The sequence below is a fragment of the Streptomyces sp. NPDC088246 genome (assembly GCF_044741025.1).
GTDB lineage: Bacteria > Actinomycetota > Actinomycetes > Streptomycetales > Streptomycetaceae > Streptomyces.
The window spans coordinates 28797-46286 of the sequence record NZ_JBIURV010000016.1; the positions used below are offsets into that span (position 1 = coordinate 28797).

12 protein-coding genes are annotated in these 17490 nt (G+C 68.2%); 6 read left to right on the forward strand and 6 right to left on the reverse strand.

Annotated features, from left to right (window positions below; all coding sequences use genetic code 11):
- Positions 1–36 precede the first annotated feature (36 nt).
- The gene (locus ACIPEK_RS22300) at positions 37–1053 is read left to right on the forward strand and encodes a LysR family transcriptional regulator (protein WP_401998719.1); all 1017 of its coding nucleotides are present in this window, start codon (positions 37–39) and stop codon (positions 1051–1053) included.
- 726 nt (positions 1054–1779) lie between these two features.
- Here ACIPEK_RS22300 and argG read toward each other — a convergent pair.
- Complete coding sequence (argG, locus tag ACIPEK_RS22305; protein ID WP_401999073.1) at positions 1780–3225, reverse strand: argininosuccinate synthase; 1446 nt, start codon at positions 3223–3225, stop codon at positions 1780–1782.
- Positions 3226–3502: 277 nt separating this feature from the next.
- Between argG and ACIPEK_RS22310 the strand changes: the two genes are divergently transcribed.
- From ACIPEK_RS22310 to ACIPEK_RS22320, 3 genes are all read left to right on the forward strand, one after another.
- On the forward strand, positions 3503–4741 hold the full coding sequence (locus ACIPEK_RS22310) for a sensor histidine kinase (protein WP_383079366.1): 1239 nt from the start codon (positions 3503–3505) through the stop codon (positions 4739–4741).
- Positions 4713–5408 (forward strand): response regulator, encoded by a 696-nt coding sequence (locus ACIPEK_RS22315; protein WP_401998722.1) that lies wholly within the window; start codon positions 4713–4715, stop codon positions 5406–5408. The genes ACIPEK_RS22310 and ACIPEK_RS22315 overlap by 29 nt, the downstream gene beginning before the upstream one ends.
- Before the next feature lie 554 nt (positions 5409–5962).
- Positions 5963–6217: a hypothetical protein gene (locus tag ACIPEK_RS22320; RefSeq protein ID WP_401998725.1), complete on the forward strand. Its 255-nt coding sequence runs from the start codon at positions 5963–5965 to the stop codon at positions 6215–6217.
- Positions 6218–6543: 326 nt separating this feature from the next.
- Here the strand turns inward: ACIPEK_RS22320 and ACIPEK_RS22325 are convergent, their stop codons facing one another.
- Positions 6544–8130, reverse strand: a complete 1587-nt coding sequence (locus ACIPEK_RS22325; protein WP_401998727.1) for a N,N-dimethylformamidase beta subunit family domain-containing protein — start codon at positions 8128–8130, stop codon at positions 6544–6546.
- A gap of 239 nt (positions 8131–8369) precedes the next feature.
- Entirely contained in the window at positions 8370–8801 is a 432-nt protein-coding gene (locus tag ACIPEK_RS22330) for a hypothetical protein (protein ID WP_401998730.1), read from the reverse strand.
- Between the two features lie 650 nt (positions 8802–9451).
- On the opposite strand from ACIPEK_RS22330, the gene ACIPEK_RS22335 reads away from it, so the two are divergent.
- Positions 9452–12106, forward strand: a complete 2655-nt coding sequence (locus ACIPEK_RS22335; protein ID WP_401998733.1) for a SpoIIE family protein phosphatase — start codon at positions 9452–9454, stop codon at positions 12104–12106.
- A 71-nt stretch (positions 12107–12177) separates the two neighbouring features.
- On the opposite strand, the gene ACIPEK_RS22340 is transcribed toward ACIPEK_RS22335, so the two are convergent.
- Together ACIPEK_RS22340 and ACIPEK_RS22345 are read right to left on the reverse strand one after the other, a co-directional pair.
- Positions 12178–12747 carry a hypothetical protein gene (locus ACIPEK_RS22340; protein ID WP_401998736.1) on the reverse strand — a complete coding sequence of 190 codons (570 nt, stop codon included), beginning with the start codon at positions 12745–12747 and terminating at the stop codon, positions 12178–12180.
- A gap of 2 nt (positions 12748–12749) precedes the next feature.
- Positions 12750–14789 (reverse strand): polymorphic toxin-type HINT domain-containing protein, encoded by a 2040-nt coding sequence (locus tag ACIPEK_RS22345; RefSeq protein ID WP_401998739.1) that lies wholly within the window; start codon positions 14787–14789, stop codon positions 12750–12752.
- Between the two features lie 436 nt (positions 14790–15225).
- Here ACIPEK_RS22345 and ACIPEK_RS22350 point away from each other — a divergent pair, with 436 nt between their 5' ends.
- Positions 15226–15816, forward strand: coding sequence for a TetR/AcrR family transcriptional regulator (locus ACIPEK_RS22350; protein WP_401998742.1), 591 nt, complete (start codon positions 15226–15228; stop codon positions 15814–15816).
- 614 nt (positions 15817–16430) lie between these two features.
- Here the strand turns inward: ACIPEK_RS22350 and ACIPEK_RS22355 are convergent.
- On the reverse strand, positions 16431–17015 hold the full coding sequence (locus ACIPEK_RS22355) for a TerD family protein (RefSeq protein ID WP_383079379.1): 585 nt from the start codon (positions 17013–17015) through the stop codon (positions 16431–16433).
- Positions 17016–17490 lie beyond the last annotated feature (475 nt).

The window sequence follows — 17490 nt, forward strand, 5'->3', positions numbered from 1 at the left end:
GCACGATTTCCCCTGACGCGGAGGAGGGCGGCGCGCATGGACCTCGACCCCAGGCGCCTGCTGGTCCTGAGCGCGATCGCGCAGAGCGGCGGCCTCGCTCCGGCGGCGCGCGTGCTCGGCCATACGCGTTCGGCGGTTTCGCAGCAACTGGCAAATCTGGAACGAGAAGTGGGCCTGCCCCTGGTCGACCGTTCGGGCGCACGACTGGAACTCACAGCAGCCGGTCGGCTGCTCGCCGCCACCGGCGACCGCATAGGCAAGGAACTCGCCCTCGCCGTACAGCAGTTGGGTTCCGTGAACCAACAGGTCATTCAGGGGCCGGTGGCGATCGGGGCGACGTCGTGGGTGCTTGCCCGGATCGCGGTCCGGGCGCTGCGGCTGCTTACCCGATTGCACCCGCGGGTCGAGCCGAGGTTCGTGGAGGCCGGGCTGTCGGACGGCCTGCGGCAGCTGCGGCTGGGCGAGTTGGACGTCCTGGTCATCACCGACGACCGGGACACCGCGATGCCGCTGCCACCCTCGGTTCGGGCACAGGTGCTGAGCGAGGACGACTACCGCGTGGTCGTCCCGGCCACCTGGGACGTGCCGACCGCCGCCGCCGAACTCTCCGGCCGTCCGTGGATCAGCGCCCCTGCGCACTCCGCTCGCGGTCGTGCCTTCGCCCGGTTGGCGAGCGCCCACGGGGTCGTGCCGTCCGTCGAGCACCTGGCCGACCACATGATGGCCGTCCAGGCGCTGCTGGCCGGGCAGGTCGGTGCCGCGGTCCTGCCCGCGTATCTCGCGGCCCAGCTGGAGCAGGTGACAGTGACGACGCTGCCCGTCACCGGCAGTCAGATCACGCGGACGCTCTGTCGCACCGGTCCCGGCGGCACCGCCGCGGCTGCCCGGGTGGTGGCCGACGCGTTGAAGCAGGCGGCCCGTGACCACGCCGAGGCGACGACCGTCGCCGGACGTGCGAGGGGCGACATCGTCGTCCGTCCTCTGTACGACCCCACCGAGGTACCTCCACCTGCGGTCCCTCGTCACGCGCAGGGCAGCCCGCGAAACCGCTGACAGGCCGCGGCGCCGATGGCATCGGTGAGGCTCATGCCGAGGTGTGTCTCGGCCGGGGCGACACGGTCGTCGTCATCGGCCGGAGCGCCAGGACGGGCCGCGACTTCCTTCGAGGTCTCACCGGCCTTCTCCTTGCGCGGAGTCGACGTTCCCTGCGAAGGCCGGCACCGGAGGTCCCTGGTAAACGTGCCGAGCGACTGCTGCCACGATCCCGTGTGCATCCAGGCATCCAGAGCCCAGGCGTCCTTGCGGGCCTCGAAGCCGGTGGCGTGGGGCTCGCGGGCTCACAGATCGCGACCGTGGGCGGCGGCCATGGCGATGAGTGCTGCGGTGCGGGACCAGGCCGCGTACACGATCCACGACCCGCTGACGGTCGCCGGGCAGGGTGCCGATCCGAAGGGACCACCCATCTGCACCAGGCGTTCCCACGCACTGAGGGACAGAGCGTGAAGGATGGCGGACGACCAGCGGTGGCGGTCGTCGAGGAGGAACGGCAGCAGCAGAATGATGCCGCTCGTGCATTGTGCAGAGCACGGCGGTGGTCAGTTGCTCGGGGCGGGCGGGTTGGGGAAGACCCGGACGACATCGGTGCGACGGCGCCTCCGACTCCTCCTGACCACAGGCCCCGGGTGACGGGAAAGGCCGGCTCGGCGCCGTTGGCGTCGAGCCGGCCTTTCCCGTGGTGCATCCCCTCGGGGTGCCGAGCGTTCTGCTCGACGGGGCTGGTCAGTCCGTGCCGAACTCCATCGCGGCGCGGTCCAGCATCTCGTCGTCACCGGAGACCTCGCCGCGGGAGGCGATGGCCTCGGCGCCGCCCTCCGGCATGGCGCCGATCAGTCCGGTCGCGGCCGCCTGGGCGGCACCGATGGCGGGATTGGCAGTGCCGATCAGGCCGAGCCCGGCGTACTGCTCCAGCTTGGCGCGCGAGTCGGCGATGTCGAGGTTGCGCATGGTGAGCTGGCCGATCCGGTCCACCGGGCCGAACGCCGAGTCCTCGGTGCGCTCCATGGACAGCTTGTCCGGGTGGTAGCTGAACGCCGGGCCTGTGGTGTCGAGGACGGAGTAGTCCTCGCCGCGCCGCAGCCGCAGCGCCACCTCGCCGGTGACGGCCGCGCCGACCCAGCGCTGCAGCGACTCGCGCACCATCAGCGCCTGCGGGTCCAGCCAGCGGCCCTCGTACATCAGCCGGCCGAGGCGCCGCCCCTCGTTGTGGTACTGGGCGAGCGTGTCCTCGTTGTGGATCGCGTTGACCAGACGCTCGTACGCCGCGTGCAGCAGGGCCATGCCGGGCGCCTCGTAGATGCCGCGGCTCTTGGCCTCGATGATCCGGTTCTCGATCTGGTCGGACATGCCCATGCCGTGGCGGCCGCCGATGGCATTCGCCTCCATCACCAGGTCGACGGGGGAGGCGAACTCCTTGCCGTTGATCGTCACCGGGCGGCCCTGGTCGAAGCCGATCGTCACGTCCTCGGTGGCGATCTCGACCGAGAGGTCCCAGAACCGCACGCCCATGATCGGCTCCACGGTCTCGACGCCGGTGTCGAGGTGCTCCAGGGTCTTGGCCTCGTGGGTGGCGCCCCAGATGTTGGCGTCGGTGGAGTAGGCCTTCTCGGTGCTGTCGCGGTACGGGAGGTCGTGGGCGAGCAGCCACTCCGACATTTCCTTGCGGCCACCGAGCTCGGTCACGAAGTCCGCGTCGAGCCACGGCTTGTAGATGCGAAGGTGCGGGTTGGCGAGCAGGCCGTACCGGTAGAACCGCTCGATGTCGTTGCCCTTGAAGGTCGAGCCGTCGCCCCAGATCTGTACGTTGTCCTCGAGCATCGCCCGGACCAGGAGAGTGCCCGTGACGGCGCGGCCGAGCGGTGTGGTGTTGAAGTAGGCACGCCCGCCCGAGCGGATGTGGAACGCCCCGCAGGTGAGGGCGGCCAGCCCCTCCTCGACCAGCGCCGCGCGGCAGTCGACCAGGCGTGCGATCTCAGCACCGTAGGTCTTCGCGCGGCCCGGCACCGAGGCGATGTCGGGCTCGTCGTACTGGCCGATGTCGGCGGTGTAGGTGCATGGGATGGCGCCCTTGTCGCGCATCCACGCGACCGCGACCGAGGTGTCGAGGCCGCCCGAGAAGGCGATGCCGACGCGCTCGCCGGCGGGAAGGGAGGTGAGGACCTTAGATATAGGAAGAGTATGCATAATCTCGCATGATCATGCAAAATCGGGCGCGTGGTCCCGAAGGCGGGCCACGCCACCTCTGGAGCGAAGTGCCCCGCCGCTCTGGCGGCGGAACCGACCCGGGCCGGTTCGTCCTTGAGGCAATGGAGTCGGAGGTCGTACAGCACACCGTGGATTTGCCGTTCGCCGCCCAAAGCTCCGCGAACGGGCGGACGCCGAGGGCCGGGGCACCCCCGTCACGCCACACGATGCCCGATGCGGCCGTCCACCCTACCGTGGTGACATGGCGGTGATCAGCGGTATGAAACGGGGGGCGCGGCCCCGGATCGGTGTGATGGAGGCACTGGGCGTGGCGCTGCTGTTCGTGCTGTCGGTCGCGGCTGCGTCGGTCGTACGGCACGGGCACCAGTTCTCCCTGCGGTGGCCCATCGTGGTGCTGGCGGGTGTCGGTTGCGCCGCGTTGGTGTGGCGGCGCCGTTACCCTTTCGGCGTACTGGCCGTGGCAGTTGCCTGCGGGGTGGCCTTTCAGGTACTCGGGATTCGGGAGAGCCCGCTGGTGATCAGCCCGGTCCTGGTGTCGGTCTACAACGTGGCCGCGCTGACCGACCGGCGTGCCACCTGGGCTGCGGCATCATTTTCGGCTGTCGTACTGGTGGGCGCCGCCGTGCTGTGCGACCCGCACTCATGGCTGGCCCCCGACAACGCGGCGATGCTGGCGTGGACGGCGCTGCCGGCTGCTGTCGGGGACGGGGTGCGCTCACGGCGCGCCTATGTGGCGGCCGTGGAGGAGCGGGCGGAGCACGCGGAGCGCACGCGTGAGCAGGAGGCGCAGCAGCGGGTGGCGGCCGAGCGGGTGCGGATCGCGCGCGAGCTGCACGACATCGTCGCGCACCACATCGCCTTGATCAACGCTCAGGCAGGCGTGGCCGTCCATCTGGTGGAACGGCGACCGGAACAGATCCTGGCCGCTTTGGAGGACATCCGGGACACCAGCCGGTCCGCGCTGGACGAACTACGGGTGACCGTGGGGCTGCTGCGGCAGTCCGGCGATCCGGTGGCGCCGCGTGATCCGATGCCGGGCCTTGCGCGCGTACCGGCGCTTCTGGCGTCGTTCGAACGCGCCGGCCTGACCGTGAGCCATACCCGGCGGGGCATCGCCGAACCACTGGCGCCGACGGTCGACCTGGCCGCGTACCGCATCGTGCAGGAGGCTCTGACCAACGTGCACAAGCACGCCAACGCCGACCATGCCCGGTTGTTCCTGCACTACCGCCCTGAGCGTCTGACGATCACCGTTGAGGACGACGGGCGGACCGGAGGGGACGTGGCCCATCCGGGGACGGGTCACGGGCTGATCGGAATGCGTGAGCGCGCTTCCACGGTCGGGGGTTGGCTGTACGCGGGAGAGCGCCCGGAGGGCGGCTTCACCGTGACGGCCGTACTGCCGCTACGTCCTGGCCTGGTAATGGGCAAACCACCGAGGAGAGACGGGCATGACGATTCGCGTACTGCTTGCGGATGACCAAGCCCTGCTGCGGGGTACCTTCAGGATGCTGTTCGACTCCACGGACGACATGGAGACGGTGGGGGAGGCGTCGAATGGGCAGGAGGCACTGGAACTGGCGCGTGCAGAGCGTCCGCATGTGGTCCTGATGGATATCCGCATGCCGGAGATGGACGGCCTCGACGCCACACGGCTCATCAGTGAGTCCGAGGACCTCTCAGCGGTGAAGGTGCTCATCCTGACCACCTTCGAGGACGACGAGCACGTCGCCGAGGCTCTGCGCGCCGGTGCGAGCGGCTTTCTCGGCAAGGGAGCCCGGCCCGAGGAGCTTCTCGACGCCGTCCGCACGATCGCTGCCGGCGAGGCGCTGCTGTCCCCGTCCGCGACGCGTGCGCTGATCAAGCGTTTTCTTGCGCAGCCGGACCCGTGCCCGGCGGGCGTGCACGAGCGGCTGGAGCGCCTGACACGGCGGGAACGCGATGTCGTGGGGCTGGCGGCACTGGGGCTGTCGAACGACGAGATTGCAGAACATTTGTTCGTGAGCCCGCTGACTGCCAAGACCCACGTCAACCGGGCCATGACCAAGCTGGCGGCTCGTGACCGGGCCCAGCTCGTCGTCATCGCCTATCAGTGCGGCCTGGTCAGTCCAGCAACGGAATCCGGGCGTTCACAGGCGTCCGAGTAACCGTCGGCGCGGTATGTGCATGTCGGTTCGGTCGTAGGCAGGCGTGGCAGATACCGCAGCCGTGGTAGCCGGGAATCGCTGCGGGGGGACGACGCGCGAGAGGCCGTTCCTGGGCGAAGGTGAGAAGGCGAACGGAGGTTTCGCCATGATCGAAGCCCACTGCCCGACCAAGCGATACAACGCCGAACCGATCAAGCCGCACACCGTGCGCCGATCACACCGCGTGCTCGCATCCTCGACCGCGGCCTGCGTCACCGCTCCCTTCGGTGGCCGGACGGTCCCGTCCTCGCATCACCTGACCACACACTCTCCACCCCCAGCATCACCCGTGTGATCTTCGGTACCGCCCTCCATCTCGCCACCGCCGGACTGCTCGGCGTCGCCTCGACGCCATCGTCCGCAGTTCCGCCGGAACCATTGCAGCCTCGGTGGGCATCCATCTCGTCCTGCCCGGTCCGGCAGCCCTGCTGCCGACCGACTGGGCCCAGCTCACCACCCCTACGCGGCCGCGATGACCGCGCGACCGGCACCCCAGCACAGGAAGGACCCCTCCCATGCTCACGGCATCCGAGAAGCACCGCACGATCAGTGAACGACCGGCAACCTGCCCCCCGTGCCGGGACGGGGACGACTTCCGTGCAGCCCTGCCCGTGCACCTGTCCCTGCTCCGCGACGCCCTGGCCGACAGCACCGGCCGACACCAGGGGGCGTCCAGGGACGGCCAGGCCGAACGCCGCCATGTGGCACCCACACAGCTCACCCTGTCCCAGTGGGTCAGCAGGACCGCGAGGATCGGGGACCAAAGCTGACGCGACAGCAACGACGAGCCCCGGGGCGGCCCGGTACACGGCCGCCGGGGCTGAGCGGTCCTACCGCGTGTCGGCGCAGCGTGCAGAGCCCAGTAGTGGATTGGAACGATTGGCCGCCTGGCTCCCCGCGACGACTCGACCACTTACGGGATGCGCGCGACAGGATCGCTCGGTGAGGACATGCCGGCGAAGCTGTCGCAGCGGGCGGCCAACGACAAGACCGCCCGCAGCGGGCGGCCACCGACAAGGCCGCACTGCTCAATCCGATGGTGACGCCCTCGCGCCGAGCGAGGGCGAGCCGGTGACCCGGGCGATGGATCAGGACGTCAGCGTGGTGCGGACGCGTATACGTCCCTCACATTGTCCCTGGGCTTGGGCCTGCTCCGGCCGCACGGGCCGGCCGCGAACGCGTGGAGCAGATTCTCCGTCGCGCGGGTGACGAAAGCCCCCGTACGGGCGTCCATGCCGTGGTTGCGTCCGTTCTCACGGGTCCCCGCCATCAGAGCCTCGACCCACCGCATCGTCCCGGAGGCGAAGATGCCCGCTCCGCTCGGCACGGTGTAGTAGGCGGAGTCGGAACAACTGTGTCGGCCCTCGCAGACGAGAGGGGAATGGGCGATGATCTCGAGCGGCGCCGGGGTGGGCATGTCCGGAGTGACCCGGTCGTACTCCACCCCGACCAGGTGCTCGAAGGAGTCACCTCGCTTCACGCCCGTCCCCTCGAAGAGCCAGTGGTCGCTCCGGTGGACGACATACGGGGCGTCCACCGGATAGCCCTCGTAGAGGACGCCGGTCAGGGACGACTCGGGGGAGGCGCCGGGCGGCAGACGGAAGTCGTTGGTCGGCATGTCTGGGTGGTCGGCGAGGTACGGGTCGTTGCGGTAGTCGGTCTTGTAACAGACGACAACGCGGTCGGCGCCGGTGGCGTCCGGCTCCAGCCTGACCCTGCGGAAGCAGGCGTTGGCGCCGAGGAAGGCCACGTTGGTGCCCGCGTCGCGCGCCCGGGTGACGTAAGCCCGTTGCTGGGACGTCCAGTACTCGTCATGTCCCAGTGAGAGAGCGCCGACGGCGTTCTCGAGAATGCCGGGGTCGCGATGGATGTCCGTTCCTGTGGTGTAGGCGAGCGGGATGCCCAGCCTCTCCGCCAGGACCACCGCCGCCCGTTCGTAAACCATGAACTTCTCGGCGCCATTGCCGTCATAGGGGCGGTCGAAACTGACAGCGAGCGACCGCGTGCTGTATGCGCCGTTCTCGCCCTGGTAAAGGCTGTAGCCGCCCCACGTGTTGTACGCCTGCCATGTTGCTACGGCATGCATCAGCACGATTCTGCCTGCCGCGCTCGCCGAGCGGACGATCAGTGGCACATAGCGCTGGTGGCCGTTGTCCGAGTCCAGCCGGAGCAGATACGCGCCCTCCGGCCAGCCACTGGTGCGGACACGGAGTGTGCGTCGCCAGTCCGCCCGTACGGTCCGGGTGACCTGGAGCAGCCTGGGGCGGGCCTGGACCGACCCGGAAACACGGTGCGAACGCCAGATGAGCCGTGCCTGCACCCCGTCGTACCAGCCGACGCGGTAGGCCGAGACCCGGAACGCGGGGGCGGTGGTGGAGACGTACATGCCGAACTCCTCACCCGGCACCACGCTCACCTTGTCGGCATAGCCCTCGATGGCCCCGGGCGGGCCCACCGAACGGATACGCCAGTCGGAGTCCGCGGCCCGAGCGCTGTCCGCTTCCTCGGTGCGGCGGGAGGCGCGGGGCGGGGTGGACCCGGTGCCGGTCCCCCCGGCCACGGACGAGTGGCAACCGGTCACCGCCACGCCGCCGGCCACCGCCCCGCCCGCTGCGACGGCGAGGAAGAGCCTGCGGTCCAGCCGACCGGCGATCCCGGCGTCCTGCCCCTCACCATGCTTCATGCCACCCGCCGAACCCGTCCCGCAGCGCTGTCACCAGCCATCGTCACCCGCCACCTGCTCGGGCACGATCCAGGAAGGGCCGAATCGGGGACGGGCCGCTTCGTGTGCGACCAGCCAGGTCTGATCGCCTCGCGCCATCCCGCCCTGCCGTCGGTCGAGGACGTGTGAGCTCCGCTGTGACGAGACGGCGGCCCGCCGCGTCGCAGGCGGGCGCGTCGGGCGGTGCGCCAGGTGCCTGGTCAGCGCCGGGGACCGTCCTTGTTGCCTCGCCGGATCCAGTGTGCCCGGCGCTGGTAGCGGGCGACTGGCGGGGTGACCGCTGGACCGGGCGACGGCGCAGCCTCGCCGGTCGGGGGCGGGGTCGGGGCGGGCGTGTCGCTGGGCGGGCGGAGCCCTTCCGCCGAGTACTGCGTCGTGGCGATGCTCTCCACGAGCTGCTCTTCGGTGAAGTTCTCTGAACCGGACACATGAGGTACGAAGCCGATGAGCACTCCGTCGCTGACGATCTCCGCGTCGAGCCCCGAGGCCCCGTCGACGTCCCACAGCGCTTCGATCCCCTCGTCGAGGACGACCCGGATCCCGAACTCGTAGACGCCCGCCTCTACGAGATGGGCCATCACGCCACGTGCACGAAGCGCCGACACCAAACGGCCGGCACGTTCCGAATCCATACCGGGTGCACCTCCTTCGAGTACGGAAGCGCGAGGTGGGCGACCGAACGGGGGCTCGGCACGCAGCACCCGGGCGGCGTGGTGCCGATGACTGTCGCGCAGTGCAGCGTCCCTCTACCGCCGAGTGGGGCAAACACTACGGGGCCCGGATCGACTCCTACCGCTTCCCCAAGGGCGACCATGTGCGCCAGGGTTGGGCCGAGCAGGCAGGCCGTGGCGGCTTCACCATCCTGGAGGGCCTGCCAACCGACGCGGGACCTCCTGCCCGCCTTCGCTTGCGCCGGTCTCCTGGCAGCTCGGATACCCCCATTTTCCCCCGCCCCGCCGGTATCCCAGCACGGTTGGCAGGCCGGAGCGGGCTTGGCAGACGGACGGCAGGCGGCTGCGCGTGTCACCGGAGCCCACGCCATGAACGGGCCGGCGTCACGGTGGCCCTGCCCGCGTGGTCAGCGGCCACCGGGCCGCCCTCCTGCACGGTGCAACGCTCGCCGAGGCAGCGCCGCGGTCCCGCCTGACCGGACGCTCGGCAGTCCGGTACCACTGGTCCTGTTGACCGCGGCGTAGATCAACCAGCCGGTCTCCCGTGGCAGGCCTTGTCACCTGCGGTGAAAATGGTGATCGGAAGGCAAATGAGGAGGTTGGCATCCGGTGTGAAGCTCTCCCGTAGCCGTGCTGCGTCCGACTCGCGGATCGCGCTCGGCTCAGGCGCGGGTAGGAAAGGGCTCAAATCCGGTGCCCTGGGACCATGGTCCTCCGTTGCCATCGGCCTGGCGTCCACTGCCCCGGCGTACAGCCTCGCGGCCACACTCGGCCTCATCGTGGCGGCCGTCGGCCTGCAGGCCCCGGTCATCACGATGCTGGCCTTCGTCCCGATGCTCCTGATCGCGTACGCCTACAAGGAACTCAACGCGAGCAATGCCGACTGCGGGACCACCTTCACCTGGGCGACCCGTGCCTTCGGCCCGCGCGCCGGCTGGATGGGCGGCTGGGGCATCATCGTCGCCGACATCATCGTCATGGCGAACCTCGCCGAGATCGCCGGCATCTACAGTTTCCGGCTCCTGGGCTACGACTCACTCACCCAAAGCAGGGTGTGGACCACCATCGCGGGCGTCGTCTGGATCACCGCGATGACCGCGATCTGCTACGTCGGCATCAAGATCTCGGCTGCCGTTCAGTGCTGGCTTCTGTTCATCGAGGTGGCCGTACTGGCGCTGTTCGCCGTCACCGCCCTGGCCAAGGTGTACACCGGTTCCCCCGAGACGGCGATCCATGTCTCCGCCTCCTGGTTCAACCCCTTCCATGTGCCATCGGCCGAAGCGCTGACCTCGGGCATCCTCGCGGCCGTCTTCATCTACTGGGGCTGGGACACCGCCGTCACGGTCAACGAGGAGACCGCGGACAGCACGCGCATCCCCGGGCGCGCCGCCGTCATCTCCGTTGTGCTCCTGCTGGTCCTCTACGCCCTGGTCGCCACCTCGGCGCAGGCCTTCGCCGGAATCGGCTCCGCCGGAATCGGGCTGGGCAACAAGGCAAACGAGGGCGACGTGCTCTCGGGCCTGGGTAATGCCGTCTTCGGCAGCCAGGGCCTCGGGCCCGCCCTCTCCAAGCTGCTGATCCTCATGGTGCTGACCTCTGCGGCGGCCTCCACCCAGACCACCATCCTCCCGATGGCCCGGACCGTCTTCTCCATGGCCGCGCACAAGGCCATCCCCTCCCGATTCGCCCGCGTACACCGCAGATACCTCACCCCGACATGGTCGACCGTCAGCCTGGGCCTGGCCTCCGTCGGCTTCTTCGTCCTCCTGACGGCATTCAGCCGCAACGTCCTGGCCGACTCCATCGGGTCGGTCGGCCTCGCGATCGCGTTCTACTACGGCCTCACCGGCTTCGCCTGTGTCTGGTACTTCCGCAAGGTGCTCACCCGCAGCCGCCGGGACTTCCTGTTCAAGGGCCTGCTGCCGGGTCTGGGCGGGCTGACGATGCTCTTCCTCTTCTGCTACGCCGCCTTCGGCGTCTACGCCGACCCCGACTACGGTGAGACCTCCATCGATCTGCCGTTCATCGGGCAGACGGGCGGGGTGACCGTCGTGGGCCTCGGATTCCTGCTGCTCGGCGTCGTGCTGATGCTGGTCGTCACGCGCGAACACACCGCGGCCCTCAGGCTTCAACGCATCCTGCTGCCTCACCGGCTGCCGCAGCGGACCGCTGTCGAGATGGCGAGCCGCTACGTGCCCGCCGACAGCCGGTCCGGGGTAGGCGGTGACTGGTTCGACGTCATCCCGCTGTCGGGCACGCGTGTCGGCCTGGTCGTCGGGGAGGTGATCGGTCACGGGCTGCTCGCCGCCGCCACCATGGGGCGCCTGCGTACCGGCGTACGCGTCCTCGCCCGCCTGGACCTCGCCCCGGACGAACTCCTCTCGCGCCTGGGCGACCTGGTCGGCCAGACAGCCAAGGAGCAGGCAGCCGCTCAGGGCGCAGGCGGCGCGCGGCCCGGGGATGACGAAGCCCTGGGGGTGACGTGCCTGTACGCGGTGTACGACCCGGTGTCGGGACAGTGCGGCATGGCACGTGCCGGCCATGCGCTGGCTGCGGTCGTCCTGCCGGACAGTGGCGTCGCCACCTACCCGGAGCTCCCGCCGGGCCCTCCGCTGGGACTGGGGGGTCTGCCCTACGAGACGGCGGAATTCCAGCTGCCGCGGGGCAGCCTTGTCGCCCTCTTCACCGACGGCCTCGTCCAGACGGCCGCCGACGACCTCGACGTCGGACTCGGTCTGCTCGCCGATATCCTCGCCCGGTCCCGGCGTCCCTTGGAAGAACTCTGTGATCGCGCAGTCGCGACCCTGGTGCCGGGACCGGCGAACGACGACGCGGTACTGCTCCTCGTACGCACCCGGATGCTCGACGATCACCGGGTGGCTGTGTGGGAACTGGCCGCGGAGCCGGCGATGGTCGGCAACGCCCGCACCATGGCCACGGGGCAACTCGGAGCTTGGGGATTGGACGAGCTGTCGTTCACCACCGAACTCATCGTCAGTGAGTTGGTCACCAACGCCATCCGCTACGCCGCCGGGCCGATCCACGTCCGGCTCATCCGCGACCAGACCCTCATTTGCGAGGTTGCCGACACCGGGCACACCTCACCTCATCTGCGCCACGCCGCGGCTGACGACGAGAGCGGCCGCGGCCTGTTCATCGTCGCCCAGATCGCGCAGCAGTGGGGCACGCGCTACACGGCCACCGGCAAGACCATTTGGGTGGAGCAGGCCCTGCCGGCAGCCTCTGCCGTCGGTGAAGCGCCCTGACAATTACGGCAAATTAGGCAACGTGAACTGAAAACCTCCGGAGATCACCAGATGCCATGCCCCGGTTCGACCTATCCGTACGAGGAAGTGACACTCGCTGGAATCTTGTACGCAACCGCAAGACGCTTGTCGAAAATTACAACGAGAGCATCGGGTGAGTACGTGAATCCGCCCACCTCGGCCTCACCCAGTGCAATTACTAGACTCGACTTGTTGGAGAATTCAAAGCGAAACGCCCAAGGCATTTCTGGACATCCCTCGTTGGGGACGTGCCAGGCGGGGGTGATGCTTTCGATGGGCGCCCCAAGGAATCTAGTCCAATCGACATGATCACTCACATCGATAGCGTCCCCATGCAAGTCGACATCCGACTCTCCAGGATCCCTGAATTCAATGGCCAAGCCTTCGTTGACGCCGTCCATCGCCCAGGACAGAACCAACCCGGCTCCGCCGGCCATGATCAGCTCAACGGCCATGTCGACTTCGTGGGCGCGATCGTCCCGGTGGCCTTCAGGCCAGATTTCGCCCCGCGGCACTACGTAGCGGACCGCCCTCACGGCCTTCCCTGCGACAGCGCCTTGAAGTGCAGCAAGGTCGGCGCCGTCATGCGCCCGAGCAGCCCATGGCTGAATTGTCAACATGCCTAATACCGTCCGAAGTACTGGAACGTGCCATTGGAGTCAAACGTCGCCCCGATCCCGCGCCCGCCGGCCGGATCCGGCATGATATACCGCGTTCCGCCAGCAAAGTTTCCAGAATTAACCGGAGACGCAACGGTTTTCGGATTGGTCAGAATGTCGTCCAATAGATCCTGACCGGCTGATTTCAACTGCTTCCCTGGAACCACGGGAAGATCCCCGCGATTCATATGCTTCTGATATTCACGTCCCGCGTGAGTCGTGTTTCCCTTGGCCGGACGCATCCCGCTCTGCGAAAGAGCATCCAAATCGGGACCGCACGGAGTGGAATTGTGAACGAGAACTGGCGTAGCTCCCGCCAGCACATAGTACGTGTGAAGGTCGGCCACGGTGAGGTCGTGTGTACGCTGCCGGCCGTGCTGGTCGAGTAACCCTGTGACCAGGAGGGGCGAGCCTGTGGAGCTGCGCAGCTCGTCGCCGACCCGGACATCCTCGGCGTCCGCCCATCGCTTGTCGTCCGTCAGCCAGAACGGGTGGTTGCCGGTCGCCGTGATGGCGGTGGGGCCTCGGCCGGTGGTGATGGTGAGCCGCGTGAAGTCCTCGTCATTCTCGGTGGTGATGACGTTGGTAACCGGCCGTCCGACGGTGAGCCCGCGTTCCGGGTCGGTGGCGGTCACCCGGTCCCCGATCCGGATGTCTTCGATAGCCCGGTGGGTTCCGTCGGCGAGGAGGACCTGTGTGCCGGGTGGGAAGCTGTGGGGCTTCGCGCAGTCCGCGGTGTCCCGTTCCCGTTGCACGCGTTCGACGAGTTGCTTCACCTCGACCGTGGCCAAGGCGCGGGCGTCGATCAGGGTGTTGGCGCGGAGCGGAATGCTGTAGCGGACAGGCCGGCCGCCGCTGGCCCGGGACTGGGCCTCGGCGTCGGCCTTGTACTTCGCGGCGACCGAGGTGTAGACTGGGCCGACACCTGGGTTGGAGCAGGTCAGATTGCCGGAGACGCTGTTGCCGGTGACCGGGAAGGTCCCGCGGTTGCTGGTGCACTTTCCTGCGGGCTGCCCGCCGATGGTGAAGGTCGCGCTCATGATGGCGGTGACCTTGCCTTGGGTGATGCGGGTCTTCGCTCCGCTGGTGACCTCCCCGGTGAACTTCTGGTTGGCGGTGCAGCCCCCTGAGCCGCAGTTCATGTCCCCCGAGCCGTCGAGCGTGAAGTTGATGCCTTGGTCGCTCGCGTCCTTGAGCTGTTTGGCGTACTCCACCAGGGTGTCGAACATCGTGTCGACGGCATCAGCGGCGATCGGAGTCAGGTCCATCCCTTCGGAGTCACCGTCCGCCAAAGGCCCGGTGGTCACCCGAGGAATTTCGGTCGGAGTCTCCCCGTTCCGGAGCTTGTCGGCCATCTCGGACAGGTCGTAGGGCTCCAGGCGCAGTACCCGGTACGGCTTCTGCTCGGTGACGAGCAGGCGGCCCGCCGAGGTGTCGATTCCGCGTGCGGGCGTCCCGTCCACGGTGAGGGGCCGCTGCTGCTTGGAGGAATCTGGCTGTGGTACGTCGCCCAGTTCCTTCAGCGCCTTGGACAGTTGGAATGCCAGTACAGGCGGGGACGGCCTGTGGTCGAGTACCTCGTCCAGGATGTCGGAGTTGCCGTAGAACCCGACCGTCCATTCACTGGGTTTCTTCGTGCCGGGTTCGACGTCCTGGTGGGGGGCCGGATCCACCTGCCATCGGGTGAAGTCCTTCCTGCCGATCCGCAGGACATCGTGATCGTGCTCCTTGTTGCCCGAGCCCGTGGTACCGAACTGGCTTCCGGAGGCGGTGACGGTGATGTCCCGTGCCGTGATGCCGGCGATCGCCGTGTCCCGGTATCGCAAGCCCGGGGCCTGGCCCAGGTCGTCGACGGCCTCCTTGAATGGCTTCAGGTTCCGCTCGGCCGTGGGCGGGCCGGATTCGGAGGAGGAGTTCACCCAGGTCAGCAGTCCGGCCACCAGCGCCAGGACCAAAGCCCCGACCCCGCCGAGGAGCAACATGCGCTGACGTGCGGTCAGCATCCGGAGTCTCAGTGTCCACGGACGACGTGCCGGCGCCGGTGGGTGGGTCGGCGGTGGCGGTACGAACGGCGCACCTAACGGTGGCTGGCCCTCGGGAGGCGACTGCCCTTCGACGGGACCCGGCTCAGTCATGACATTCCCTCATCTGGTCGATGCTCCACTGCCACGTCGGCGGAGCCGTGCGGCTGCGGTCCGAGGTGTCTGTCCGGCGGAGGCGTACCGCCCCTCGCGATCACACCCTGTGCCGCGCCCGCCAGCGCGTTGACTTCGCGTCACGGATCACGGGCGTGCTCGCATCTGGTGCGTCGTCCCAGTGTGGAGGCCCGGCCTTTTGAACTGGAAGACTTTCTAGAAAAAAGTCCAGAAATAATGTTCTACGCTGTCCGTTACGAGGACCAAGAGGATCCGCCGCTACGAGCCCGAGGACGTCTGCTCGATGAGCCCGAAGCAACAACGCGGGGAAGCCACGGTCGAACAGGTGCTGGACGCAGCACTGCGCATCTACGCCTCGTCGGGTGAAGCCGGCGTCACCGTCGGCGCTATCACCAATGCCAGCGGAGTCAGCTCTGGAAGCATTTACCACCACTTCGGCAGCCTCCACGGCGTGGTCACCGCGCTCGCACTGCGCTCGCTGGGTCAACTTCTGGACACACTGGCCACAGCCCTGGAACAGGCAACCGACGCCCGCTCCGGCATCCAGGCCGTCGTCCGGTCCTACCTCGACTTCGTGCAGGCCCATCCGGAAGCGGCCCGCCTCATGCACTCCGTCACCGCGGATCGTGAGGCCATGGCACACGCCGGACAGATCCGTGACTCTCAGGAGGCCCGGCTGACACCGATTACCCTCTGGATCCACACGCACAGGGAATCCGGCGACCTTGCCGCGCTGTCCGTCCCCGTGGTCGAGTCCCTCGTCCTGGGGCCGGTCGTCGGCGTCGTCCGCCGCTGGCTCACCGTAGGGGACGTCGACCTGGAGGAAGCCGCCCGTGCACTGCCTGACCACATCTGGCGCTCGGTCAGCCCCTGAACCCGGATCCACCGCATGATTCCTGATCGGGGCGATCAGCCTTCCGTCGCTACGGTCCTGATGCTACGGAGGGGGACTTCGCGCCCCGGCCTTGGGTCAAGGCCCAAGACCAGGAGATTCTTCGTCTGCTGGTGGTACAGGGCTGGGATGCTGACTGACCTGCCTAAATGCTCAAAACAGCCAGCGATGTCGGCTGCTTTGTCCGTGAACGGTCCGGATCCTGGCCCGTCACCGAAGTGGTTGATCGTCGCCGGTGCGTGCCCGGCCCGCTTGCCGTTCCTGCGTTTGCCACCGATGAGACATTGCCTGAGGCGAGGACAGGTCGGAGCCCCGGGACCGCCACTCGAAGGTCAGGCACTGGACCGGTTGGCACCAGCACATCGCGCTCGCCCTGGTCTTCCTTGTCGCAGGCACGGCCCAGGACCGGCCCGCCGATCCGCATCGCCCCGCCCGAGTCGCGAGCCGATCGACGACAACGGCCAACTCGGACTCTGCGACCGAGGCCAAGCCGTCTTTGCCGCCTACGAAACGGGGCTGGCCGGCGCCGGTGAACGTGGGACCGCCCGGCGGCCGACCGGGCACTGGTAGACCGGGACCGGGCTGGTCATTGCGCGCTACTTGCTGACGGCGAAGCGCATGAGGGCGTGCTCGTTGCCCTGCTTGATCTTCCCCGTCGTATTGATCACTTCGAGTTTCCAGCTGTCGCTGACGCGTATGGCCTTGGCCACGGCGCAGCCGTTGTCCTGGGTGAGCAGGCTCGGCCAGATGTCGGCGACCTGCTGGGAGCTGCCCCCGGTCGCGTCGTACACCTTGAAGCTGATGTTGCGCGCCTTCTGGAAGGAACTGCCCTTCTTGTAGGCGGCGGCGACGAACACTATCGACGTGATGTTGGGCGGGATACGCGCGAACTCGACTGTCACCGTCTCGTCGTCGCCATCCCCGTGCCCGGTCTGATTGTCGCCGCTGTGCACCAAGGAGCCGTTACCCATGGGATCGAGGGAATCGAGTCCCGCCAGGCGTACCGGATCCCCGCCTTGCATCGCGATGGCGATCAGGTCGAGGTCGGTACCGGACTTGCGGCGGAGCATTCCCATCATCCCGCCGCTGCTGCCGGCGGTGGGATCCCAGGACACTCCGATGGACAGATGTGTCACTCCGTCCAGATCCGCTGGGCCGTCTTCTTTTTTGAGCGTAATCATGCGTGAATCTTCCCCTTGACGATGTGACTGCGACAAACAAAGTGTGCCTGGGGCATTCGGGGTTCTGCACACCTGGTCCGTCGATGGCCGTTTCGTCCTGTTGCGTCATGTGCCGGTACAGGACCACGCCGGGCTGCGAAACTCGTCCCCACGGCAGAGGTATACCCTCCAGCGCAGTTGATGTCTGACCGGCTCCGGGCCCCGGGCGGCCGCACTGATCGTCCCGAGCCTGGCCGGCTCCCTCACCGCCGTCCTTGACAAGCGCAGACTCCTGGCCGGACAGATCGAAGGACGCCTGGAAGCCCACGCTCTTTCCAAGGTCCTGATCTCGACGCCCGGCGTCGGATGAGGACCGGAGCCAGGATCCCATCGAGGTGGGCGACGGAAGCGACTCTCCCCTCAGCCGCCTACGCCGGGCTCAACGAGCAGACCGGTGTCCCGGCCGTCCAGGCCCCGGTGCCGGCCCCGGGGCATC